General features: G+C 73.5%; 20 protein-coding genes. 11 read left to right on the plus strand and 9 right to left on the minus strand.

Features of this window, described 5'->3' with window-relative positions; translation table 11 throughout:
* The first annotated feature begins 116 nt into the window (after window positions 1–116).
* From ACZ3YL_RS28730 to ACZ3YL_RS28740, 3 genes are all read left to right on the plus strand, one after another.
* Window positions 117–752: an alpha-ketoglutarate-dependent dioxygenase AlkB gene (locus ACZ3YL_RS28730; protein WP_465660332.1), complete on the plus strand. Its 636-nt coding sequence runs from the start codon at window positions 117–119 to the stop codon at window positions 750–752.
* A gap of 102 nt (window positions 753–854) precedes the next feature.
* Window positions 855–1655, plus strand: a complete 801-nt coding sequence (locus ACZ3YL_RS28735; RefSeq protein ID WP_465660333.1) for a VOC family protein — start codon at window positions 855–857, stop codon at window positions 1653–1655.
* Between the two features lie 34 nt (window positions 1656–1689).
* The gene (locus tag ACZ3YL_RS28740) at window positions 1690–2295 is read left to right on the plus strand and encodes a DUF7691 family protein (RefSeq protein WP_465660334.1); all 606 of its coding nucleotides are present in this window, start codon (window positions 1690–1692) and stop codon (window positions 2293–2295) included.
* A gap of 33 nt (window positions 2296–2328) precedes the next feature.
* Here ACZ3YL_RS28740 and ACZ3YL_RS28745 read toward each other — a convergent pair whose 3' ends face one another.
* The 3 genes from ACZ3YL_RS28745 to ACZ3YL_RS28755 form a co-directional block, all read right to left on the minus strand.
* Window positions 2329–3210 carry a carbohydrate ABC transporter permease gene (locus ACZ3YL_RS28745; RefSeq protein WP_317620906.1) on the minus strand — a complete coding sequence of 294 codons (882 nt, stop codon included), beginning with the start codon at window positions 3208–3210 and terminating at the stop codon, window positions 2329–2331.
* Window positions 3207–4184: a carbohydrate ABC transporter permease gene (locus ACZ3YL_RS28750; RefSeq protein ID WP_465660335.1), complete on the minus strand. Its 978-nt coding sequence runs from the start codon at window positions 4182–4184 to the stop codon at window positions 3207–3209. Before ACZ3YL_RS28750 ends, ACZ3YL_RS28745 begins: the two co-directional genes overlap by 4 nt.
* Window positions 4185–4320: 136 nt before the next feature.
* Entirely contained in the window at window positions 4321–5631 is a 1311-nt protein-coding gene (locus tag ACZ3YL_RS28755) for an extracellular solute-binding protein (protein WP_188302912.1), read from the minus strand.
* A gap of 327 nt (window positions 5632–5958) precedes the next feature.
* Here ACZ3YL_RS28755 and ACZ3YL_RS28760 point away from each other — a divergent pair, with 327 nt between their 5' ends.
* A complete protein-coding gene (locus ACZ3YL_RS28760; protein WP_188302911.1) occupies window positions 5959–6804 on the plus strand; it encodes an IclR family transcriptional regulator in 846 nt (281 codons plus the stop codon).
* 537 nt (window positions 6805–7341) lie between these two features.
* Window positions 7342–8055: an alpha/beta hydrolase family protein gene (locus ACZ3YL_RS28765; RefSeq protein ID WP_465660336.1), complete on the plus strand. Its 714-nt coding sequence runs from the start codon at window positions 7342–7344 to the stop codon at window positions 8053–8055.
* A 29-nt stretch (window positions 8056–8084) separates the two neighbouring features.
* Here the strand turns inward: ACZ3YL_RS28765 and ACZ3YL_RS28770 are convergent, their stop codons facing one another.
* The 3 genes from ACZ3YL_RS28770 to ACZ3YL_RS28780 all read right to left on the minus strand — a co-directional run bounded on the left by ACZ3YL_RS28770 (window position 8085) and on the right by ACZ3YL_RS28780 (window position 10285).
* Window positions 8085–8609: a universal stress protein gene (locus ACZ3YL_RS28770; protein WP_188302909.1), complete on the minus strand. Its 525-nt coding sequence runs from the start codon at window positions 8607–8609 to the stop codon at window positions 8085–8087.
* A 185-nt stretch (window positions 8610–8794) separates the two neighbouring features.
* On the minus strand, window positions 8795–9475 hold the full coding sequence (locus ACZ3YL_RS28775) for a TetR/AcrR family transcriptional regulator (RefSeq protein WP_465660337.1): 681 nt from the start codon (window positions 9473–9475) through the stop codon (window positions 8795–8797).
* A gap of 417 nt (window positions 9476–9892) precedes the next feature.
* On the minus strand, window positions 9893–10285 hold the full coding sequence (locus ACZ3YL_RS28780) for a ribonuclease (protein WP_188302907.1): 393 nt from the start codon (window positions 10283–10285) through the stop codon (window positions 9893–9895).
* Between the two features lie 291 nt (window positions 10286–10576).
* On the opposite strand from ACZ3YL_RS28780, the gene ACZ3YL_RS28785 reads away from it, so the two are divergent.
* Both ACZ3YL_RS28785 and ACZ3YL_RS28790 read left to right on the plus strand, forming a co-directional pair.
* The gene (locus ACZ3YL_RS28785; protein ID WP_465660338.1) at window positions 10577–12247 is read left to right on the plus strand and encodes a carboxyl transferase domain-containing protein; all 1671 of its coding nucleotides are present in this window, start codon (window positions 10577–10579) and stop codon (window positions 12245–12247) included.
* Window positions 12248–12788: 541 nt separating this feature from the next.
* Window positions 12789–13163 (plus strand): aggregation-promoting factor C-terminal-like domain-containing protein, encoded by a 375-nt coding sequence (locus tag ACZ3YL_RS28790; RefSeq protein WP_223241757.1) that lies wholly within the window; start codon window positions 12789–12791, stop codon window positions 13161–13163.
* A gap of 289 nt (window positions 13164–13452) precedes the next feature.
* Here the strand turns inward: ACZ3YL_RS28790 and ACZ3YL_RS28795 are convergent, their stop codons facing one another.
* On the minus strand, window positions 13453–13911 hold the full coding sequence (locus tag ACZ3YL_RS28795; protein ID WP_465660339.1) for an HD domain-containing protein: 459 nt from the start codon (window positions 13909–13911) through the stop codon (window positions 13453–13455).
* Window positions 13912–14138: 227 nt separating this feature from the next.
* Between ACZ3YL_RS28795 and ACZ3YL_RS28800 the strand changes: the two genes are divergently transcribed.
* Window positions 14139–15065, plus strand: coding sequence for an AEC family transporter (locus tag ACZ3YL_RS28800; RefSeq protein ID WP_188302903.1), 927 nt, complete (start codon window positions 14139–14141; stop codon window positions 15063–15065).
* Between the two features lie 138 nt (window positions 15066–15203).
* Here ACZ3YL_RS28800 and ACZ3YL_RS28805 read toward each other — a convergent pair whose 3' ends face one another.
* The gene (locus ACZ3YL_RS28805; RefSeq protein ID WP_465660372.1) at window positions 15204–15638 is read right to left on the minus strand and encodes a MarR family winged helix-turn-helix transcriptional regulator; all 435 of its coding nucleotides are present in this window, start codon (window positions 15636–15638) and stop codon (window positions 15204–15206) included.
* 153 nt (window positions 15639–15791) lie between these two features.
* Here ACZ3YL_RS28805 and ACZ3YL_RS28810 point away from each other — a divergent pair, with 153 nt between their 5' ends.
* Window positions 15792–16682, plus strand: a complete 891-nt coding sequence (locus ACZ3YL_RS28810) for an alpha/beta fold hydrolase (RefSeq protein WP_465660340.1) — start codon at window positions 15792–15794, stop codon at window positions 16680–16682.
* Window positions 16683–16823: 141 nt separating this feature from the next.
* Window positions 16824–17258 carry an SMI1/KNR4 family protein gene (locus ACZ3YL_RS28815; protein ID WP_188302901.1) on the plus strand — a complete coding sequence of 145 codons (435 nt, stop codon included), beginning with the start codon at window positions 16824–16826 and terminating at the stop codon, window positions 17256–17258.
* Window positions 17259–17287: 29 nt separating this feature from the next.
* On the opposite strand, the gene ACZ3YL_RS28820 is transcribed toward ACZ3YL_RS28815, so the two are convergent.
* Complete coding sequence (locus ACZ3YL_RS28820) at window positions 17288–17992, minus strand: hypothetical protein (RefSeq protein WP_465660341.1); 705 nt, start codon at window positions 17990–17992, stop codon at window positions 17288–17290.
* Window positions 17993–18685: 693 nt separating this feature from the next.
* Between ACZ3YL_RS28820 and ACZ3YL_RS28825 the strand changes: the two genes are divergently transcribed.
* On the plus strand, window positions 18686–20614 hold the full coding sequence (locus ACZ3YL_RS28825; protein ID WP_465660342.1) for an ABC transporter ATP-binding protein: 1929 nt from the start codon (window positions 18686–18688) through the stop codon (window positions 20612–20614).
* Window positions 20615–20679 lie beyond the last annotated feature (65 nt).

The raw sequence follows: 20679 nt of genomic DNA on the forward strand, positions 1-20679 counted from the left end.
CGGCAGGCTAGGCCCCGCCCGGCCGGTCGGCGGCTTCTGGGGGTCTCGCCGGACAGGGCCTGGCGGCCACTCTTGTGTTCGTGCAGATGTTCGATTAGCGGCGTAGGCTGAGAGCCATGCACGCGACCGTCCACCTCCAGCCCTCGCTGTTCGAGGAAGCCGCCGACATCCGGCTCGGCCCCCTCGACGACCTGCAACGCCTGCCGCTCGGTGACGGCGCCTGGCTGGACGTGCTGCCCGGCTGGCTGCACGGGGCGGACCAGCTGTTCGAACAACTGGCGGCCGCCGTACCCTGGCGGGCCGAACGGCGCGAGATGTACGAGCGCACCGTCGACGTCCCCCGGCTGCTCGCCTCCTACGCCGCCGACGCCGAGCCCCCGCACCCGGCCCTCGGCGAGGCCCGCACGGCGCTGAGCCGGCACTACGCGCCGGAGCTGGGCGAGCCCTTCCGCACCCTCGGGCTCTGCTACTACCGGGACGGCCGGGACAGCGTGGCCTGGCACGGCGACCGGATCGGCCGCGGCGCCCGCGAGGACACCATGGTGGCGATCCTCTCCGTGGGCGAGCCGCGCGTCCTCGCGCTGCGGCCGCGCTCCGGCGGCGGGGCGGTAGTCCGCCGGCCGCTCGGCCACGGCGACCTCGTGGTGATGGGCGGCTCCTGCCAGCGCACCTGGGAGCACGCGATCCCGAAGACCGCCCGCCCGGTCGGCCCGCGGATCAGCGTCCAGTTCCGTCCGCGCGGGGTCGCCTGAGCCCCCCGTTTGCCACGCACCGACCGGGCGCGCAGCCTGACGGGTGAGGAGGCTGCCGGGTGAGGAGGCTGCCGCATGGACCGGCGGGGCGGCTGAGGCGGCGTGGCGGGTGCGGCTGCCGGGGGCCAGGAGCGCAGCGACCAGGAGGCCGGGATGCCGAAGGCGGGCAGGTACCACGAGGGCGTCCCCTGCTGGACCGTCCTGACCACCCCGGACCTCCCCCGGGCGCAGCGCTTCTACGGCACGCTGTTCGGCTGGGAGTTCGTCCCGACCGGCCCCGCCGAGGCGGTCGCCACCCGGCACGGCGCGCAGGTCGCCGCGATCGGCGCCGCCCCGGAGCCGGCCGGCTGGACCACCCACCTCGCCTGCCGCGACCTGCGCCGCACCGTGGCCGCCGTCCGGGCCGCCGGCGGCCGGATCGCCCGCGAGCCGTACCGGGTGCCCGACCAGGGCCGGGCCGCACTCGCCGTCGACCCCCTCGGCGCGGTGTTCGGACTCTGGCAGGGCGACCCCGTCGAGGGCGCCGGGCTGGTCGACGAACCCGGCACCCTCACCTGGAACGAGCACCTCTCCCCCGACCCGGACGCCGCCCGCGCCTTCTACCGCCGCGTCTTCGGCTACGGCTACGACCGCCCGAGATCGGGCCACACCCTCGCCCGGGTCGCCGGCCTGCCCGCCTGCAGCATCGGCCCCGCCGCCCCGCCCGCGGGCGCCCCCGGCTGGCTCACCCATTTCGGGACGGCGGACACCGACCGCGCCACGGACACCCTGTGCGCCCTCGGCGGCACCGTCCGCACCGGGCCCGCACCGACGCCCTTCGGCCGCTCGGCCCTCGTCCGGGACGACGCCGGAGCGGAGTTCGCCCTGGTCGCCGTCCCCTCCGACTCGATCGAGGCCGCCTGAGCCGACTGTCCGTCACGGTCGCTACGGTGACCTCATGAGTTCCTTCCTGACCACCTACCTGACCCGTATCGCCGACAAGCACACCCTGGCCGGCTGCGCCGACGAGGCCGTACTCCAGGACGCCCTCCGGTACTTCGACGCCGACCTGGACTACGCCGACCAGGAGTTCGCCGACCAGATCGAGGACGGCGCCCCCACCGCCCGCGAGGCGATGCGCGCGGTGGTGTACGGCGGCCCGTACGAGGAGGAACACGCCTTCCAGTACCGCTACGCCTACCGCCGCCTGTGCGGAACGGACGCGACGGTCCTGGACAACCGCTCCTTCGGCCCCTTCCGCGGCCTCTGGCTGGACGAGGTCGACGACGGCCTGCGCGCGTACGGCGTCACCGCCGTCTCGCTCTCGGACTTCCACTACGGCAGCGCCTTCCCCGCCGGTCTGCCCTACGGCCCCGAACTGTCCTGCGGTGAGTGGTCGTCCGAGCGGTGCCGGGAGGCCCTGCGCCAGTTCGAGCGGGCCGAACGCGAGGTCCTCGCCCCGGAGTTGGACCGCGAGGTGGCCGCGGCCGTCCAGGAGGTCGCCGGATGGCTGCGCACGGCAGGGGAGTTCGAGGAGTACGGGGTCATCGGCTTCGTCTCCTGATCCCCCGGGCCGCCCCGGCCCGGCCGCCGGGCGTCAGTCCTTGACCGCGCCCGCCAGCCCGGACACCAGCCTCCGCTGCACCGCGATGAAGAACACCAGCACCGGCACCGTCATCAGGGTGGACGCCGCCATGATCCCGCCCCAGTCGTTCTCGTCCGGCTTGAAGAACACCAGGAGAGCCGAGGGCAGCGTCTGGTTCTGGGTGGCACTGATGATGAAGGTCTTGGCGAAGACGAAGTCGTTCCACGCCGCGATGAAGGAGAACACGCTGGTCGCGGCCAGGCCCGGGGCCACCAGCGGCAGCAGGATCCGCCACAGGATGCGGGTCCGGCTCGCCCCGTCGATCTGCGCGGCCTCCTCGATCGAGACCGGGACGGCCGCGACGAAGCCGCGCATCATCCAGATCCCGAACGGCAGCGAGAACGCCAACTGCACCAGCACCAGCGAGGCCAGAGTGTTCAGCCCGATGCCCGGAGCGAACCGGCCGGCGTCGCGGAACATGAAGAACAGCGGGATGGTCAGCGCCTCGACCGGGATCATCTGGGCGATCAGGAACATCACCATGATCGTGGTGCGGAAGCGGAACCTGAACCTGGTCACCGCCACGGCCGCCAGGAACACCACCACCGCCGAGAGCACCACCACCGACAGCGCGACCACCAGGCTGTTCACGAAGTACCGGCCGAAGCCGTCCACGCTGAGCACCTGCCGGAAGCTCTCCAGCGTGGGGTGGGCGGTCCAGGGCCTCGGATCCAGCGACTGCACCTCGCCCTTGGGCTTGAAGGCCGACAGCACCATCCAGAAGATCGGGAAGGCGGTGACCGCCGCCAGCACGATCGCGCCGGTGTTGGCGGCGAGCCGCCACCGGGCCCGGAGGTTGCCGGGCCGGCGCCGAACGGTCGTCACCGTGCTCACAGTTCGTTCCCCGTCCGTCGCAGGGTGCGGATGTACAGGACCGTCGGGACCACCAGGATCAGCAGCATGATCACACCGATCGCCGCGCCCAGCCCGTACTGCGAGGAGGCGAACGCCTTCTGGTACGCGTACACGTTGAGCACCAGGTTCTGGCCGGCGATGCCGCCGCCCTCGGTCATGACGTAGATCTGGGTGAAGACCTTGAAGTCCCAGATCACCGACTGGATCACCACGATGGTCAGGATCGGCCGCAGCATCGGCGCGGTGATCCGGCGGAAGGTGGTCCAGGTGCCGGCTCCGTCCAGCGCGGCGGCCTCCATGATCTCCTCCGGGATGGCGCGGATGCCCGCGTAGAGGGTGACCATCACGAACGGGTAGGAGTGCCAGACCACCACGGCGCCGACGATCAGGAACGCCGTCCACGTGTCGTAGAACCAGTTGAACTCGTGGAAGCCGCTCAGCCCGAGCTTCACCAGGGTGTGGTTGACCAGCCCGAGGTTGGTGTCGAACAGGAAGCTCCACACCGTCGAACCGGTCATCGCGGGCGCCGCCCAGGCGGCCATCGCCGCCGTGGTCAGCACCAGCCGCGGCCAGCGGCCGACCCTGGTCAGCAGCACCGCGAGGGTCGCGCCGACGGCCAGGGTGGCGACCACGCAGAACCCGGCGAAGCCGACGGTCTGCAGCAGCACCGTCCAGAACTGGCCGTCCTCCAGGATCTTCGCGTAGTTGCCGAAGCCGACGAAGGAGGTCGGGACGCCGCCGGAGGCCTGGGCCTGCCCGAAGTCCAGCACGGACAGCAGCCCGAGCTGGTAGACCGGGTAGGCGACCAGCGGGATCAGGATGACCGCGGCCGGCAGGAGCAGCAACAGCGGGGGCCTGCGGCGCCGGCCGCCCGGGGGTGCGGCCGGCGCCCTGCCCCCACGGCGCCGCGGGGAAGGCGGCGCCGGCGGGGCGGTCGTGGTGAATGCGGACACGTGCGGGACCTGCTCTCTGATCGGCGGGTCGGTGCGCGGCGGTCGGTGCGCGGGTCTCCGCACACAACGGTCAGGGCGCGGGTGTCAGCGCACGGCTGCCCGCGCACGGCTGTCAGGGCGCGGTTCAGCGCGCGGTTCAGCGCGCGGCGAAGGCCGAGTTGATCTGCGCCGCGGCGTCGGCCGAGGCCTTGGCCACGTCCGCCTTGCCGGTGACGACCTGCTGCAGCATGGTCGGGATCACCGACTGGGCGTCGATCTGCGCCCACGCCTGGTCGAGCGGCACGAAGCGGGTGCCGGCCGCGATGGTGTCGGTGAACGGCTTCAGGAAGGCGTCCTTCGCCCCGACCTTGCCGCTGACGGACGTGAGCGTCGGCAGGTTGCCCATCGCGTCGTACATCTGCTCCTGGTACGCCGGACTCGCCAGCAGTTCGGCGAACTCGACGGCCAGGGTCCGGTGCTTGGCCGCCTTCATCACCCCGAGGTTGTTCCCGCCCGCGAACGCAGGGGCGATCGAACCGGCCTTCTCCCCCGGCAGCGGCACCACCCCGTACTTGCCCTTGACCGCGCCCGCGTCCACCTTGCCGCGGTTGGAGTTGACCAGGATCGCCATCGCCGACTTCCCGGCCGCGAACAGGTCGACGGTCTTGCCGCCGGTCAGGTCCGCGCACTGCTGGGCAGGGCAGCCGTCCGGGCCGAACAGGTCGGTGTAGCGCTTGATCCCGGCCTGGGAGGCGGGCGAGTCGATGGCGGCCTTGAAGGCCGAGCCGCTCTTCGCGGCGATGTCGCCGCCCCCGTCCCAGACGAAGGGCAGCGCACCGAAGGTGTACTTGCCGCCGACCGCGATGCCGAAGGTGTCCGGGTGCGCGGCGTGGATCCGCCGGCCGGCGGCGACCAGTTCGGCGTACGAGGCCGGCGGGTTGAGCCCGGCCTCGGTGAACAGGTCGGTGCGGTAGTAGAGGGCGCGCACCCCGACCCACCACGGCAGGCCGTAGGTCCTGCCGTCGACCACCGCGGTCCTCGCGATCGCCGGGTCGAGGTCGCCCTTGTCCTGCCACCTGTCCAGCTCGGCGCCGATGTCGGCGAGGCCGCCGGCGGCGACGTAGCCGGGCAGGTCGGTGTTGCCGAACTCGACCAGGTCGGGGGCGCTGTCGGGGTCGTTGAAGGCCCCCTTCATCTTGGCGGCGCGGGCCGAGGCGTCGGTGTCGATGTAGCTGACCTTGACGGTGACGCCCTGGTGGGAGGCCTGGAACTCGTTGACGGCCTTGGTGACCACGGCCTCCTTGGCCGCGTTGCCCGCCTCGTTGTACAGCCACACCTGCACGGTGCCGCTCCGGTCGTCGGCGGCCTTGTCGCCGGCCGGTGCGGCGGTGCCCGGGGCGCAGGCCGTGGCGGCGAGGCAGCCGGCGGCGAGCACGGCCGCGGCGGCGGCCCGACTGGTGAGTCGCATGGGTGGAGACCTCCCCTCCCGACAGCTGCCGCCGAGACGCGGGCCGCTGCGGACGGGCGCGTCGAAGCAGGCCCTGACCGGGGCCGATGGTGGGTGGGTGATGGGGGTGACGGCAGGGCGCAGCGCCTCGGGTGGGCGACGCCGCCTGCTCGATGGCAGGGACGTTAGGCGGGGGCGATCGGCCCCAACAAGAGGCGGTTCACGAAGTTTTGCACTGCACAACGTTGTATCGAGGATGCGATGATCCGGGCCCGAAGGGGTACGTTCTGACAACCGCCGCCGACCAGCGGGGGAACACCCGCAGAACCCGGACCAGGGAACGGACCCATGACGGAGACGTCGCCCAAGAAGCCCGCGCAGGCACCCGACTCGGCCGCGTCCGCGGCGAAGCCCACGACCGAACGCAACCAGTCCTCCTCGCTGCGCCGCGCCCTCGCCGTCCTCGGCCACGTCCGGGAGCACGGCGACGGACGCGGCGTCCCGCTCGCCCAACTCGCCGACGCCCTGGGCCTCAACAAGAGCACGGTGCTCCGGCTGGCCGGCCCCCTGCTCGACGAGCACCTGCTCGAACGGGACCGCGAGACCGGCTGGTTCCGCCTCGGCCACGGCGCGCTCCGGCTCGGCCAGGCCTACCTGACCACCCTCGACCTGCGCAGCGTCGCCGCCGAACACCTGCGCCGGCTCCAGCGCGAGGCCGGCGAGACCGTCCACCTGACCGTCTGGCAGTCGCCCGGCATCGTCTACCTGGACAAGGTCGAGGACGAGACCAACGTCCGGATGGCCTCCCGGGTCGGCAGCCGGGCACCCGCCTACTGCACCGCCACCGGCAAGGCGATCCTCTCCTGGCTGCCCGAGGAGGCCGTCACCGAGGTGGTCGCGGCCGGACTGCGCCCGGTCACCGCCTGGACCATCGCGGACGAGACCAGGCTGCGCGCCGAACTCGCCCGGATCCGTGCCCGCGGCTACTCGATCGACGACCGGGAGAACGAACCCGAAGTGCGGTGCGTGGCCGCGCCGATCTTCGACCACACCGGCGAGGTGACGGCCGCGCTGTCCGTCTCCGGCCTCACCTCCCGGATGACCGCGGCCCGGGTCCGCGCCCTCGGCCCGGTCGTCGCCCAGGTCGGCCTGCGGATCTCCCGCGAACTGGGCTCCGATCGCCAGCCGTCCTGAACTTCCCGGCCCCGCCCGGGAAACGCGGACGGCGCGGCCCGGGAAACGCGAACGGGGCCCGACACCCGTGAAGGTGCCGGACCCCGTCCGACCTTGGAGCGCCAGGCCCGGATCGCACGGACTCTTCCTACTGAAAGTAGGACGTGCTCTGGTAGCACCACTGACGCCTGACGAGAGATCGTCTCCCTCGCGACAGGAAGAACACTAGCAGCTCAACGCCCATGCACCTAACGACGAACCATCCCCCGGCCCACCCTCGCCACGACCCTGGAAACGCGGACGGGTCCGGGAGATACGGACGGGGCCGGGAAACGCGGACGGCGCGGCCCGGGAAACGCGAACGGGGCCCGACACCCGTGAAGGTGCCGGACCCCGTCCGACCTTGGAGCGCCAGGCCCGGATCGCACGGACTCTTCCTACTGAAAGTAGGACGTGCTCTGGTAGCACCACTGACGCCTGACGAGAGATCGTCTCCCTCGCGACAGGAAGTACAGTACCAGCTCCGTGATCATGCATCGAACCGGAGGCGAACCCGGCATGACGAACACCCGACCGGAGACCGTTCCGTACACGGACGGACGGCTGTTGGACGTCCACCGCCCGACCTCCGCCGCCACCGCCGGGCCCGCCCCGGTCGTCCTGCTGTGGCACGGCTCCGGGCCCGACGAGCGCGACGTGCTGCACACCGTCGCCCAGGAGGCCGCCGGGCTGGGCCTGTTGGTGCTCGTCCCGGACTGGCGCTCCGACCGGGAGGACGGCGGCCGCGCCGAACTGCTCGCCTCGCTCGCCTTCGCCCGCCGCAACGCCGCCGCGTACGGCGGGGATCCGGAGCGCTTCGTGCTGGCCGGCTGGTCGCTCGGCGGCCGGGAGGCCGTCGCGGTGGCCACCCACCCGGACACCCCGGCCGAGCTGCGCCCCACCGCCGCCGTCGGCATCGCCTCCGCCTACGGCCGTCCGGCCGCGACCACCGGCGACAGCCCGCTCGACCTGCTGGCCGCCGGCCCCTCCCCGGTGCCGATCCGGCTGGTGCTGGGCACGGCGGACGACGTGGTGCCCGCCGAGCTCACCCATCAGCTGTACGCCGTCCTGCCGACCGCCGAGCTGCTCGAACTCCCCACCGACCACGCCGGCGTGGTGATGACCACCTACAGCCCGGAGGCCGGCCGCTGCCTGCCCGCGACCGACCCCGCCACCGTGGCGGCCGGCCGGCAGACCGCCGCCGTCCTCGCCCGGGCGGCCGGCCTCACGTAGCCGCCCGTCCAACCGGCCTGCCCGGCAGCTCAGTTCCCCGTGACCAGGTCGCCCAGCCCGTGCCCGCGCTCCAGCGCGTCCAGGTCCCGCTGCAGTGGCGGGCGCGGCACGGTGAGCACCGGGCAGGTCGCGTGCCGGACGCAGTAGGCGGCGATCGACGGCCGGATCAGCCGGGAGAGACAGCCGCGTTCGCGGCCGGCGCCGAGCACCAGGACGTCGCCCGGCCGGTCCGCGCAGCGCAGCAGGGTGTGGGCGGTCTCCCCGCGCATGGCCTGGCAGCGCAGCCGAACTCCCGCGTAGCCCCCGGCGAAGGCCTCGTCGAGCGCCTGCCGCAACCGGGCGACGGCGGCGTCGCGGCCGGCGTCGACCACGGGCGGGCAGACCGTGCGGCGGTACCCGAGTTCCTCGCCCGGCGGAGTCCAGCACAGCACCGCGAGCACCTCGACGTCCGTCCGCCGGGCTTCGGCCACCGCGTGGTGCAGGGCGGCGAGGCTGCCGAGCGAGCCGCTGATGCCGACCACGATCCGGCCTTCGTCCGTACCCGGGTCCGACATGGCCCTCCCTGCCTCTCCGTTCGCGCCGCCCTACCGTGGCGGGTCACCTCAGCAAAGCGGTCCGCCGCCGTCCGCTCCGGCCCGTTGACACGGCTCTGACGCGCCGCCCGGTGTTCCGTACGCGTCCCTGATGCCGGCCGCGCCCAGGGCGGATCGGGCCTCGGACGGATCGGGCCTCGGGCGGGTCAGGCCTCGGGCGGCTCCGGCGCCTGCGCCTCCCACAGGTCTGCGAACATCCGGTCCAGGTGCTCCTCGCCGACCGGCGGGACAGGCAGCGGGTGGGTGGCCTGGGCGCGGAAGCCGTCCAGCAGCAGGGCGAGGTAGCGGCGCCACAGGTCGGGGCGCAGTTCGGTGGTGGCGGGCAGGGCGCGGCAGAGCGGGCCGAGCAGGAACAGCAGGTCCATGGTGACCACGTCGCGCCGCATGGTGCCCTGGTCCTGGGCGCGGGCAATGAGGGAGCCGACGGTGGCGGCGTGGCCGCGGCTGATCTCGATCATGCCGGGGATGCTCGGGATGGCCTGGGTGACCAGGTCGTTGATGCCCCGGTCGGCGGCGACGAGTTCGAAGATCCGCTCGAAGTAGCGTTCCAGGCCGGTCCAGGCGTCCTCGGCGGCGAGCGCCTCCTGTCCGGCGGTGGCCAGTCCGGCCCCGGCGTCCGCGAACACCTCGGCGATCAGGGCCTCGCGGGTCGGGAAGTGCCGGTAGAGGGTGGCGTTGCCGACGCCGGCCTCCTTGGCGATCTGGTCCAGCGGGACGTCGAGGCCGTGCCGGGAGAACATCTCGCGGGCGGCGGCGAGCAGGAGGTCCCGGTTGCGCTGCGCGTCGCGCCGGAGCCGTCCCGGGGGGTTCGCGCTGCTCGGTGCCATGCGCAGACCCTAGCAACCGCACGGCCGCCGGGTGTTCACCGGTGCGACGGCCGGGACGATCCCGGGCGGGCCGGCAACTGTCCTACGGGGACACGGAGAAGAGCGGCCCACGGTGGCCGCGCAGGCACGGGGGCGGCATGGCCGCGGTGACGGAGTTGCGGTGCTTCCCGGTGCAGGGCTGGTCCGGGTGCCGCCGGAACACGACCGGGAGCACGTTCTCGGTACTGCGGCCGGGCACGCTGCGGGTGGGGGACGAGCCGACGGTCAGCGACTGGGGCGCGTCCGAGCCACAGGACCAGGACGTGGCGCCTGCGACCCGTGGCACCGTACACATGCGGCGCCGTACGACCCGTGGCGCCGTACGACCCGTGGCCCCGGCGGGCTTCCCCGCCGGGGCCACGGTCACGCCGACGGGCGTCAGCAGGTCTGGTCGACCAGGGAGAACGTGGCGTAGTGGTCGCCGGTGTAGTAGTCCTCCTGGGAGGCCTCGCCGGTGATGATCCGGCGGGTACCACGGGTCGGGGCGCCCGGGGTGATGACGGTGTACTCGTGGTAGTACCCGTACGACTGGCTGGGCAGGACGCCCTCTCTGTTCTGGAAGACCACGCCGTCCTGCGAGTACGGGAACGGCCCGTCCGAGGCGATCAGGTTGAGGGTGTCCGTGGCCTCCGGCGGAAGCGTGGACAGGCACACCGTGCCGCTCACGTCGGCGTGCGCCTCGGTGGCGACGGCGACGGGAGCGAGGGTCATCAGGGCGACGGCGGTGATGGCGGCGGCGCGGGTCTTCCACGCGCGTAGAGTGCGAGTCATGTCCACCAGTGTGGCGAGCCACCGACAACTCCGGAAGGCCTCCGGCGAACTGTTAACCGTCGGGTAACTCACCTTTCCCACCTGCGACTTGACCCGTACGTCGCCCCTCGGTGACCCTTCGTCGCGGCCGTCCACGAACCGCCCGCACCCCCCTTGGGTCGACCGCCATCGAACAACCGCACGCCCCGCTGTCGGGCCGCTCACACCTTCACAGCACTCCCACAACGCCCCGTCCGCGCCGCATAGAGTGACGGATCATGTCGGACCGGAACGATCTCTGACGGGGTGGACATGAACACGGGCACTGGCACGGGCACTGACACGGGTGCGGGCACAGCGACGGCTGCGGACACTGGCACGGCGGGCACCGGCACGGCGGGCAACCCGCCCGTCGGCAAGGGCGCGGCCCTGACCGCCCACCAGCTGGTCGGACTGCTGGTCGACCCGGGCGGCTTCCACAGCTGGGACGAACCCCCGTCCGCGCCGCCCGCCGACCCCGGCTACCGCGCCTCGCTCGACCGGGCCCGCGAGCGCACCGGCCTGGACGAGGCCGTGCTCACCGGCCTCGGCCGGATCGACGGGAGGCCGGTCGCCCTGGTCGCCTCCGAGTTCGGCTTCCTCGGCGGCTCGATCGGCGTCGCCACCGCGGAACGGATCACCCGGGCCGTCGAACGCGCCACCGCCGAGCGCCTCCCGCTGCTCGCCCTGCCGGTCTCCGGCGGCACCAGGATGCAGGAGGGCTCGGCGGCCTTCCTCTGCATGCTCCGCATCACCGCCGCCGTCCAGGCCCACCGCGCGGCCGGCCTCCCCTACCTCACCTATCTGCGCAACCCGACCATGGGCGGGGTCTTCGCCTCCTGGGGCACCCTCGGCCAGCTGGTCCTCGCCGAGCCGGGCGCCCGGCTCGGCTTCCTCGGCCCCCGGGTGTACGAGGAACTGCGCGGCGTGGAGCTGCCGGCGGACGTCCAGCGGGCGGAGACGCTGGCCGGGCACGGCCTCGTGGACGCCGTGGTACCGCCGCAGGAGCTGCGCGAGCTGCTCCGCCGCACCCTCACCGTTCTCGGCACCGCTCCTCCTACTTATAGGGGCACCCCGGACACCCCTCTCCCCGAGCGGTCCACCACGCCGCCCGAGGCCCAGGACTCCGACACCCGGCACCCCGACCCCCAGGACACCGGCACCCAGGACACCGACGCCCAGGACGCCTGGGACTCCGTCCGCCGTACCCGACGCCCCGACCGCCCCGGCACCCGCGAGCTGCTGCGCCGCACCACCGAGGAACTGGTGCTGCTCGACGCGCCCGGCGGCCGCGACGGCGCGCTGGTCCGCGCACTCGCCGTGCTCGGCGGCCACCCCGTCCTGGTCGTCGGCCAGCAGCGGCAGGACTCGGCACACGAACGCCCCTTCACCGCCGCCGACCTGCGGGCCGTCCGGCGCAGCGCCCGCCTCGCCGAGCAGCTGGGCCTGCCACTGGTGACCGTGGTGGACACCGCCGGGGCCGACTTGTCCGCCCAGGCCGAGCTGGACGGGATCGCGATCGAGATCGCGCACTGCCTGACCACCCTGCTCGCCCTGCGCACCCCCGTCCTCGCCGTCCTGCTCGGCCAGGGCTCCGGCGGCGGCGCCCTGGCCCTGCTCCCGGCCGACCGGGTGCTCGCCGCCGGGCACGCCTGGCTGGCGCCGCTGCCGCCGGAGGGCGCCTCGGCAATCGTCCACCGGGACGGCGCCCACGCCGCCGAGCTGGCCCGGGCCCAGGGCATCGGCGCCCGGCAGCTGGCGGAGGTCGGGCTGGTGGACAAGGTGGTCCCCGAGCTGCCGGACGCTTCCGAGGAGCCGGCGGCCTTCTGTGCCCGCCTGGGCGCGGCGGTCGTCACGGCGCTCGGCGAGCTGTCCGCGACCGGCGAGACGGCCCGGCTCGCCGCCCGGGCACTCCGCCACCGGCGCCTGGGCGACCTCCGATGAACTTCGGCGGCCTCCGGTAACCCTCGGCGAGCGGACGGCCGCCGACCGCGACCGGATCGTGTGGCGCCGGGCACAGATCGTCAGTACCCAAAGTGCTGTGACCGGACCGTCGGGTGACAGTCGCCGCTCCCAAACGGTGAGTGCGCTCACAGGCGAATCACGCCTACGACGGACGGTAGTGGTGGCGCGGAGCCCTCGCCGCCCCCTCCCGCCGACCGTCGCCCGACCACCGACCGCCGGGTGTCCGCCCGGTTCCGAGCCCGTCCGCCGGGCCCGCCCCGGCGCCCCTTCGAATCCACGGCCACCTCCGCGCGTACGACGGTGCGTCGTAACGAGGGGGTCTTGGCGACGGCCGATCCCGTCTGGCAACAATGGCTCTCGTCGTCAGCCGCACCGGCTCCTGTCCCGCCGGTCGACGGCCTACCGCCGAGTCGCGCCCCACAACCGCAACGGCCCCTGTCCGGCCCGTGGTCCTGGGTGGGGCGCGACTCGGCCCAACCTGATTGAGGTCCTGACCTACATGCCCGCTTTCAAGCTCCGTATGCGCACTTCCGCCGCGATTCTCGCCGGCGCCGCTGGTCTGACCGTCCTGGGCGCGGGTGTGCTGCCCGCCACCGCGAACGCTGCCACCGCCTCCCCGCAGGCCATCGCCGCGCAGATCGTCCCGGCGAACCAGCTGGCCTCCTTCAGCCAGATCATCTCCCACGAGTCCGGCTGGAACGTGACGGCGACCAACCCGAGCTCGGGCTCGTACGGTCTGGGCCAGGCGCTGCCGGCCTCCAAGATGGCCTCCGCCGGCTCGGACTGGAAGACCAACCCGGCCACCCAGATCAAGTGGGCGCTGGACTACATGAACTCCCGCTACGGCAGCCCGAACGCCGCCTGGAACTTCTGGCAGAACCACCACTGGTACTAAGCCGACCGACCACCGGCTTACCTGCCTCCCACCCGTCTCCTGACCACCTCCCCCTCACCCCGGGGGTCGGACAGGGACCACCGGGGTGACCCGAGAGGGCCCGGGCCCGCGCGATCCGCGTGGCCCGGGCCCTCTCGTGCTTCCCTTCGGCCGCTCTGCCCGGCTGCCGCGCAGCTCGGCGCGCCCCGGCTACTGCACGGTTCAGAGCTCCCCGGTCAGCGCTCCCCAGTTCAGAGTTCCCCGGCTCAGCGCTCCCCGGCTCAGAGCCCGCCGTTCAGCGCTCCCCGGTTCAGAGCTCCCCGGTGAGCCCCAGCAGCTCCCGCATCCGCGCGTACTTGGCGGCCAGCCGCTCGGCGGTCGCCCGGTCCAGCGTGGCCAGGCGGGCCGGATCGGAGTTGTGCGCCAGGTCGGCGCGCTTGACCAGCAGCGCGCCGGGCGTGGCCAGGATCCGCGCCGTGTACGCCTCGACCGGTTCGTCAGGGCGGCGGGTGAGCGCGTCCACGATCGCCTTGGTCTCGTCCGGCAGCGCGGCGCCCGCCAGCCACTCCCGGCTCAGCCGGTCGTCCTCGACGGTGTCGTGCAGCCAGCCCGCCGCGATCTGCGCCTCGCTGCCACCGCGTGCCGCCGTCCCGCCGGCGACCGCCGCGATGTGCTCGGCGTACGGGTGCCCGTTCTTGTCCACCTGCCCCTGGTGGGCGCGCCGCGCGACGGCTTCCACCTCGGACAGGCTCAGGTACTGGTCCTCCATCGGCTCATCGTAGGGCCCGGTCCGGTCCGCCGTTCGCGGGGCCGCCTCCCGGACCTCCTCCGCAGGCCGGGCTCCCCGCCCCCGTTCCGGGGTCCGTTGATCAACACCCCCACGGCCACTGGTTTACTCCCGTCGGGGGGTTCTCGGCGTTACCGGTGCTCCAAGGGCCCTCGGGCGGGCGATCCCCGCCGCCACCCGGCAGACCCTTCCGAGCGATCCGAGGAACCATGCCCGCGCTCCACCCGCTGCTGTCCGCCTTCGCCCCGATCTGGGCCCTCACCGCGGTCGGCTACCTCGTCGCCCGTGCCGGGCTGCTCGGGCCGCAGGCCGAGATGGTGCTGACCCGCTTCGTCTTCCACGTAGCGATGCCGGCCGCGCTCTTCCTGATGATCGCCCGCACCCCGCTCGGGCACTTCGCCAACGCGTCGATGCTCGCCTTCGTGGCCGGCGCCGCCGTCGCGACCGGCCTCGGGCTGCTCGCGGGGCGCCTGCTGTTCCGCCGCAAGCGCGGCGAACTGGCGATCGGCGCGATGGCCGCCGGCTACGTGAACTCCGCGAACCTCGGCATCCCGGTGACCATGCAGGTCGTCGGCGACGCCTCCTTCGTCGGACCGGTGATCCTCTTCCAGATCCTGCTGGTCACCCCGGCCGTGCTGGCCGTCCTGGACAGCGGCGCGGCCGGCCGCCGGGCCCTGCTCACCCTGCCGCTGCGCAACCCGGTCCTGCTCGCCACCGCGCTCGGCGCCGTCGCCTCCGCGACCGGGCTGCACCTGCCCGCCGAGCTCAACCACTCCGCCGAACTGCTCGGCGGCGCCGGGGTGCCGACCGCCCTGGTCGCCCTCGGCATGTCGCTGCACAACCGCCCGCCCGCCGACGGACCCTCGCGCCGCGTCGAGGTCGGAGTGACGGTCGCGATCAAGACCCTGGTCCAGCCGCTCGCCGCCCTGGCCGTGGCCGGCCCGGTGCTCCACCTCCCCACCCACCAGCTGCTCACCGTGGTGCTCTTCTCCGCCCTGCCTGCGGCGCAGAACATCTACACCTACGCCCGCGAGTACGGGCAGGGCACCGAACTCGCCCGGGACACCGTGCTCTGGTCGACGCTGGTGTCGATGGCGACCCTGTCCCTGATCGCCTGGAGCCTGGGGCCCGCGTAGCGGTGGGTGGGTCCCGCCGGTCTCGCCCCCACCGGTCTGTGCCCCTTGCCGGTCCACCCCTCCCGGTCCACCCCTCCCGGTCCACCCCTGCCGGCCCACCCCTTCCCGCCCGCCCCTTCCGGCCCGCCTCTGCCGGTCTCACCCCTGCCGGGCGGCGGCCACCACCGAGGTCATCGCCTCCAGGAAGCGCCGGGCCGTCGCCAGCTCCGCCGGGTCGAACCGGCCCATGGCCGCGACCAGGTCCCCGATCAGCCCGCCGAAGAAGCCCTGCCCCAGTTCCATCGCCCGCTCCTCCACCACCAGCCGCACCTTCCGCCGGTCCTGCGGATCGCGCTCGCGACGGATCAGCCCGAGCCGCTCCAGCCGGTCCACCAGACCGGTGGTGCCGGCCGAGTTCAGCCGGAGCGCCTCCCCGAGGCGGCCCGGGGTGACCACCTCCCCGGCCCGGGCGGCGTCCAGCAGGTGGATCAACGCCCGCAGATCGGTCGGATGCAGACCACTGCGGGCCGCGAACTCGGCCCCGAACAGATCCAGTTCGACCGTCAGACCGCGCAACAGGTGGACCAGCCGCATCGGCTCCTCGACCTCGGACACCCTCTCGTCCTTCCTCGGGCACTCGTGTGCCATTATTCTCTCGCTCAGCGAGATACTTGTTCAACGAGTGATCCAGCGGTGATCCCGCGCCCGACCCGGACGCGATCACACCACACCCCGCGGAGGCCCATCATGTCCGCCCGCACCACCCCCGACCTCGCACCGCGCCTCGCCCCCTTCCTCGCCGCCTACGACGGAATGCTCGCCCGCTGGCCCGTCCCGGTCGAACCACTCACCGTCCGCACCGCCCACGGCACCACCCGGATCAACGCCTGCGGCCCCGCCGACGGCCGCCCCCTCGTCCTCCTCCACGGCGGCGGCGCGACCTCCACCATGTGGTTCGCCAACGCCGGCGCCTGGGCCGAGGCCGGCCACCGCGTCCTCGCCGTCGACCTCATCGGCGACCCCGGCCGCAGCGTCCACGACGGCGCCGCCCTCGGCGACGTCCCCGGCCTGCTCGGCTGGCTGGACGCCGTACTCGACGGACTCGGCGTCCCCGAGGCCGACTTCTGCGCCCACTCCTACGGCGCCTGGATCGCCCTCGAGTACGCGTTGCACGCCCCCGCCCGGGTCGGCCGCCTCGCCCTGCTCGACCCCACCCAGTGCTTCGCCGGCTTCCGCCCCGGCTACCTCCTGCGCGCCCTCCCCCTCTTCCTCCCCCGCCGCACCCCGGCCCGCGCCCGTTCCTACCTCGACTGGGAGTCCGCGCCCGGCCCCGCGCTCGACCCCGACTGGTGCGAGCTGTACGCCCTCGGCTACGCCGACTTCCCCGCCTCCCCCGTCATCACCGGCCCCCGCCCCACCCCCGCCCGGCTCCAGACCCTCACCACCCCCCTGCTCGCCCTCTACGCCGCCCACTCCCGCGCCCACGACCCCCACCGCACCGCCGAAGCCACCCGCCACACCCTCCCCCACGCCACCGTCACCACCCTCCCGGGCACCACCCACCACACCCTCCCCATGGCCGCCGCACCGCAGGTCAACCACCACGTCCGCACCTTCCTCACCCCACCCCGCCCCTGACCTCCCCGCCCCACCGGCCACCGCCGGACGAAGCCTCGGCGGCGTCCCCGGGTGCGTGCCGGACGGCCTGGTCCGGCACACCCGGGGCGGTCACCCGCCCGCCTGGGTCCGCGGATCGGAGACCGCCTAGGCTTGCGGATCATGTGGACACAGGTGGCCGCCGATTCGTTCCCGGGCAGCGGGTTCAGGGATCCCGCCCGGGAGTCGGTCCTGGCCGAGGCGGAGAGCAGGCTCGGGGACGAGCTGCCTGCCGAGCTCACGGAACTGCTGCTGGAGAGCAACGGGATCGTGGGCCGGACCGGCGTGGACACGGTCTGGACGGTCGAGCGGATCGTCGAGCGGAACCTCCATCTCCGGGCGGACGCTTCCATCGCCCAGCTGTACATGCCGTTCGATGCCCTGCTGTTCTTCGGGGACAACGGCGGAGGTGACCAGTTCGCCTTCGTACGGACGCCGCGCAGGCCGGACATCTTCGCCTGGGACCACGAGAGTGACAGCCGCAGCTGGGTCGCCCGCGATCTGCGGGACTACCTGGGGCGCTCGCTCGCCGCGGGCGGAGACGACTGGTACCGGTAGCCCGAGGGGGCCGGACCGGGCACCCCGCCTCAGCTGCGCTCGGCAGCCTGCCGCAGCAGATCCGTCGGCGAGGCCAGGACGGCGAACCAGGTGTTCGCGGTCTCGTCCGCGACCGGAGCCCAGGCGGCCACCACCGGGAGTTCGCAGTGCTCGCCGGCCTCCAGCGGGGGCAGCGTCCAGGTCATGCCGTGCCGGTGGCCGGAGTCCACACCCCATGTGCTGTGCGAGCGGTCGTAGACCTCGTCGATCAGCTCGGCCCACCGAGCGGGGACCTCAGCGCCGGCCGCCCCGCAGATCGCCTCCTCGTCCATGCCGCCGACGGTGAGCTTGGTGCTGTCGTCGTCGACCGTGATCGCGGCCAGCGACTGCCCACTGTCCCACCCGGCGTCGGCATTGTCCGCCAACCGTTCCGGCAGGCTCGCCGAGAACCGCACCCGCCCGAGCGGCGCGCGGGCGTCGATCCGCCAGACCGCCGCCCGGCAGCCGGTCAGCGGCCCCCAGGTCTCGGGGTCCAGCCCGGGATCGTACGGGGTCAGCAACAGCTCGACGCGGGCTTCAGGCCGGACCCAGCGGGCCACCGTACGGCCGCCCGGCAGCTCGAACCGTCCATCGGGCACGGGCGGAAGAGCCGTGTTCTCCACGACCGTGGTGAAGACCAGCGGGCCGAACGGCGTCTCGATGGCAGGCCGTTCGGCGGGACGCAGGCGGGTACGGGGGACGGCGGGGAGCAGCACCGCGTCAGCGTAGCGGAGCCCTGTTCCCTGACCCCCGGCGGATCGGACCGCGCCCCCGGTGGGCAGCGCGACCGACATCCTGGGTCGCCGGCTCCCCGCTGATCGTCACCGACATCCCGACCGCCGAACTGAGCGGGGCCACGACCATCGGATCGGCGCCAAGGGCGTGCGCCCCGGCCTCGGGCACCCCGAAACCTGATCATGCGGCTGTCCAGCCGAACGGGTGAAATGGGCGACGGCCACGCCCAACGTGACCTCCTCGCACACAGGAGTGTCCACGACCACCTCAGCCCCGGCCGGACGGCCGCGTTCGAACAGGCTCTCGCCGCCTGCGCACTGGGCTCCGCCACCCTCCCGAGCCTGTGCGCGACCGGTTGGAGGACGTCCTGGACCGCGACCCGATGGTGCTCGAAAAGTCCCCGTTCGACCCGGGCTCGCCCGGAGGCAATCCACTTGAACGCCGAACTCGAACAGCACCATCATCGGACGCCATCCGCCCGCAACGGAACCGTCAACTCAGCCTGGGAAAGGGCTACTTGAGCCATCTCACCAGACCCCGGGCGGTACTTCCCCACGTCCGCGAACCCTCTCCGCCCCTGGAGGATCTGTGGCCCGTCCCCCCGCCCCGGAGATCCACGTCCCACCCGCCCCGGGAGCCCCCGCGGCCCGTACGTCACGCAAGGAGGCGAACGCGTGAGCACCGCTACCCCCCCGACCGAGGCCGCCGACGAGGAACTTCAGTGGCTCGCCGACGGACGCCGCATCGAGGCCATCGAGGCGATCAGCGTCAGCGCGATGGCCCGGCGCCTGCCCGCGCTCGTCGTCCGCGCGTTCCGCCTCGGCTGGCGCATCGACCGCGCCTCCGTCGCGCTGCTGCTGACCTGCCAGGCCGTGTCCGCAGTGCTCGGCGCGGCGGGCCTGCTCGCGACCACCGGCACGATCTCGGCGCTGTTCGGCCCGGGCCGGGTCGGCGACAAACTCACCCACGCGGCGCCGTCGATCCTCGTGATCGCGGCGGCGGCCGGCGCCCGCTCCCTCCTGGGCATCACCATCCGCACCATCACCATCCACCTGTCGCCGCGCATCTCCCGGGCAGCGGAGGCCGCGGTGTTGCGCGCGACCGTGGCCGCCGAACTGACCGCCTACGACCACGCCGGCTACAACGACGAACTGGAAGCCGCCGACCGCGGCGCCGAGGTCTGTGTGGACATCGTCGGGGAGGCGCAGAACCTGCTCGCCTCCCTCGCCTCGCTCCTCGGCGCGGCCGGCGTGCTGACCGTGCTCCACCCCGCGCTCCTGCCGTTGCTGGTGCTGGCGGCACTGCCCCAGGGAGTCGCGTCGGTGCACGCCGCCCGGGTGCAGTTCCTGGCGAACCGCGCGGCGGTCGGCGACCGGCGGATCATGGCGAACCTGCGCTGGTACATCCACCTCAAGCGCAACGCCGACCAGGTCCGCTCCGACACCATGGGCGAGTTCCTGCTCACCAAGTACGACCAGGTCGGCCGGCGCCTGGACGCCACTTCCCGGCAGGCGGCGCAGCGGAGCGCCCGGGTGTCGGTGATCGGGGCAGCCGCGTCCGGCCTGGGCACCGCGGTGGTGTGGGCGGCGATGCTGTGGCTGGTCAGCACCGGCCGGATGAGCCTGCCGCGCGGCGGCGCGGCCGTGTTCGCCCTCACCGCGGTCAGCACCAGCCTGCGCGGCATCGTCGGCTACGGCGCCGACCTCTTCCGCACCGGCATGTACCTGGACGACTGGTCCCACTTCCTCGACACCGCCGGCGGCCACCGTCCCGAGCGCGGCACCGAAGTCCCCGGAGCACCGCGCCGGATCACGGTGGAGAACCTCGGCTACGCCTACCCCGCCTCCGACCGCAAGGCCCTGGACGGGGTGAGCCTGCACGTCGAACGCGGCGAGATCCTCGCCCTCGTCGGGGAGAACGGCTCCGGCAAGACCACCCTCTCCAAACTCCTCGCAGGGCTCTACCTGCCCGACACCGGATCGGTGCGCTGGGACGGACGCGACACCCGCGACCTCGACCCCCACGCCCTGTGGCGCCAAGTCGCCGTCGTCCCCCAGGACTACGCGCGCTGGCCGCTCACCTGCCGCGAGAACATCACCCTCGGCCAGCCCACCGCCGACGGCGACACCGCGGTACTGCGCGCCGCGGACGCCTCCGGGGCCGCCGACGTCGTCGCCAAGCTCCGCCGCGGCCTGTCCACCCTCCTGGCCGTGGAGTGGATGGGCGGCGAGGAACTCTCCGGCGGCCAGTGGCAACGCCTCGCCATCGCCCGCGCGTTCCACCGCGAAGCCGGCCTCCTCGTCCTGGACGAGCCCACCGCCGCCCTCGACCCACGCGCCGAACACCGGATCTTCCAGAACCTGCGGGCGGTCGCGCAGGAGCGGGCGGTCGTCCTGGTCACCCACCGCCTCACCAACGTCGCGGTCGCCGACCGGATCCTCGTCCTCGAAAACGGAAAAGTCCTCCAGGAGGGCACCTTCGCCGAACTGGTCGCCGACCAGGGCGGACGGTTCAAGGAACTGTGGGACCTCCAGAACGAGCGCACCGGCCTCCCCTCCCAACGGACCCTGCCCGCCCCCGACGACCAGCAGACCAGCCGGTGACCGGCCTCGCTGCGCCGCGCGGCCCGCCCCACGAGGAGGCACGCAACGCCGTGCCGCACCAATGC

The sequence above is a fragment of the Kitasatospora sp. NPDC023176 genome (assembly GCF_055560495.1).

Coding starts and splice junctions, on each gene's coding strand:
- ACZ3YL_RS28730 (WP_465660332.1), top strand. CDS start 117: ATGCACGCGACCGTCCACCTCCAGCCCTCGCTGTTCGAGGAAGCCGCC.
- ACZ3YL_RS28740 (WP_465660334.1), top strand. CDS start 1,690: ATGAGTTCCTTCCTGACCACCTACCTGACCCGTATCGCCGACAAGCAC.
- ACZ3YL_RS28755 (WP_188302912.1), bottom strand. CDS start 5,631: ATGCGACTCACCAGTCGGGCCGCCGCCGCGGCCGTGCTCGCCGCCGGC.
- ACZ3YL_RS28760 (WP_188302911.1), top strand. CDS start 5,959: ATGACGGAGACGTCGCCCAAGAAGCCCGCGCAGGCACCCGACTCGGCC.
- ACZ3YL_RS28765 (WP_465660336.1), top strand. CDS start 7,342: ATGACGAACACCCGACCGGAGACCGTTCCGTACACGGACGGACGGCTG.
- ACZ3YL_RS28770 (WP_188302909.1), bottom strand. CDS start 8,609: ATGTCGGACCCGGGTACGGACGAAGGCCGGATCGTGGTCGGCATCAGC.
- ACZ3YL_RS28775 (WP_465660337.1), bottom strand. CDS start 9,475: ATGGCACCGAGCAGCGCGAACCCCCCGGGACGGCTCCGGCGCGACGCG.
- ACZ3YL_RS28780 (WP_188302907.1), bottom strand. CDS start 10,285: ATGACTCGCACTCTACGCGCGTGGAAGACCCGCGCCGCCGCCATCACC.
- ACZ3YL_RS28785 (WP_465660338.1), top strand. CDS start 10,577: ATGAACACGGGCACTGGCACGGGCACTGACACGGGTGCGGGCACAGCG.
- ACZ3YL_RS28790 (WP_223241757.1), top strand. CDS start 12,789: ATGCGCACTTCCGCCGCGATTCTCGCCGGCGCCGCTGGTCTGACCGTC.
- ACZ3YL_RS28795 (WP_465660339.1), bottom strand. CDS start 13,911: ATGGAGGACCAGTACCTGAGCCTGTCCGAGGTGGAAGCCGTCGCGCGG.
- ACZ3YL_RS28800 (WP_188302903.1), top strand. CDS start 14,139: ATGCCCGCGCTCCACCCGCTGCTGTCCGCCTTCGCCCCGATCTGGGCC.
- ACZ3YL_RS28805 (WP_465660372.1), bottom strand. CDS start 15,638: ATGCGGCTGGTCCACCTGTTGCGCGGTCTGACGGTCGAACTGGATCTG.
- ACZ3YL_RS28810 (WP_465660340.1), top strand. CDS start 15,792: ATGTCCGCCCGCACCACCCCCGACCTCGCACCGCGCCTCGCCCCCTTC.
- ACZ3YL_RS28815 (WP_188302901.1), top strand. CDS start 16,824: ATGTGGACACAGGTGGCCGCCGATTCGTTCCCGGGCAGCGGGTTCAGG.